3 protein-coding genes are annotated in these 1,146 nt (G+C 63.5%); 1 reads left to right on the top strand and 2 read right to left on the bottom strand.

The window, feature by feature from the left end; translation table 11 throughout:
• On the top strand, positions 1–126 hold a 126-nt coding region (locus BMY22_RS25175), incomplete at its 5' end, for a sunset domain-containing protein (protein ID WP_482762606.1).
• Between the two features lie 54 nt (positions 127–180).
• Here BMY22_RS25175 and BMY22_RS23505 read toward each other — a convergent pair.
• Together BMY22_RS23505 and BMY22_RS23500 are read right to left on the bottom strand one after the other, a co-directional pair.
• A complete protein-coding gene (locus BMY22_RS23505) occupies positions 181–699 on the bottom strand; it encodes a GNAT family N-acetyltransferase (RefSeq protein ID WP_090625741.1) in 519 nt (172 codons plus the stop codon).
• Positions 699–974, bottom strand: a complete 276-nt coding sequence (locus BMY22_RS23500; RefSeq protein ID WP_090625739.1) for a type II toxin-antitoxin system TacA family antitoxin — start codon at positions 972–974, stop codon at positions 699–701. The genes BMY22_RS23505 and BMY22_RS23500 overlap by 1 nt, the downstream gene beginning before the upstream one ends.
• Between the last annotated feature and the right edge of the window lie 172 nt (positions 975–1,146).

Raw genomic sequence — 1,146 nt, 5'->3', positions numbered from 1 at the left:
AAGGTCTACCACCTGCCGGTCGGCTGCCCGAGCTACGAGCAAGTGCAGGAAAAAAATCGTGTCTCGTTTGGCTCGGCGGCGGATGCCGAGGCCGCCGGGTTCCGCCTGGCAGGGAACTGTCGATAGGTCCTGGAGTGCGGGCCGATCCGGGGCCCGCGTGATATTGGTGTGAGGGGAGGCTTATCCCCTGGGTGACGCCGGCGAAACAAGCAGCCGGCGCGCGTCCTTGAGCAGCAGCAGCAACTGTTGCTCACGAACAGGCGATGCTTCGAAGCCGAAGCGCAGGTAGAAGCGTGATGCCTCCTCGTCGATCGGATGCGTCAGCAGCGCCCGAACGCCGGCCTGCTCGGCGATGGTGAGGGTACGCCGGATCGCGTCCTGCAACAGGCCCACGCCAATTCCGAGCCCTTGGTTCCGCTGGGCTACGGCCAGCCGCGCCAGGATGACAACAGGTATGGGGTAGGCTCCCATGCCCCGGCGGACACGATCGGGAGCCTCCAGGGTATCGATCTGCCCTACGGTGAGGCTGTAGTAACCCGCGACGCGCACGCCGTCAGCGACCACGTAGGTCTTGGCCGAGCCGCTGGCCTGCGCTTGCCGGGCATGGCGCATCAGCCAATCGTTCAGGCTCGGCTTGCCGCAATCGAAATCCTCCAGTGAATGGCTGGCACCCAGCGCCTGAGGCGCGGTCAGCGACATCACTTGTCCCAAGGTGCCGATCGCGAGAACAAATCCTGCAGGCCGGGATTGTCCTGGGCAGGCCGGTCCAGCATCTCCAGCAAGGCTTGGGACTGGCTGCCGGATACCAGAAACAGGCGTTGATCGAGCAAGGTCCGCTCGGCAGCCTGACAGGCACTGTCGAGGATGAAATCGGTCATCGATTTGTTTGACACCTCGGCTGCGCGGCGTAGCACCGCTTCCTGCTGCGGCGTAGCGCGCAACCCCAGGCGAGCGGAACGGATGGTACTTGCCATGGTCGCGAATCTCCTAGTCAACTTTGTACGTCATGTTATCACAACTGTCGTACAGAGCTGGAGTCCGGTGGGGATGCTTCGTCTACAGGAAGACCAGCGGCGTGTCCGGTTTCCTGCCGTCGCGGCGGTCGACGAACTCCTGCATGATCTCCAGTACGGTCGAGTTGACGGC

The sequence above is a fragment of the Azotobacter beijerinckii genome (genome assembly GCF_900110885.1).
Taxonomy (GTDB): domain Bacteria; phylum Pseudomonadota; class Gammaproteobacteria; order Pseudomonadales; family Pseudomonadaceae; genus Azotobacter; species Azotobacter beijerinckii.
This window is presented reverse-complemented; position numbering and strand designations above follow the sequence as displayed.

Bases quoted from the DNA above. Each gene is read 5' to 3' on its own strand.
- BMY22_RS23505 (WP_090625741.1), bottom strand. From the start codon at position 699: ATGTCGCTGACCGCGCCTCAGGCGCTGGGTGCCAGCCATTCACTGGAG.
- BMY22_RS23500 (WP_090625739.1), bottom strand. From the start codon at position 974: ATGGCAAGTACCATCCGTTCCGCTCGCCTGGGGTTGCGCGCTACGCCG.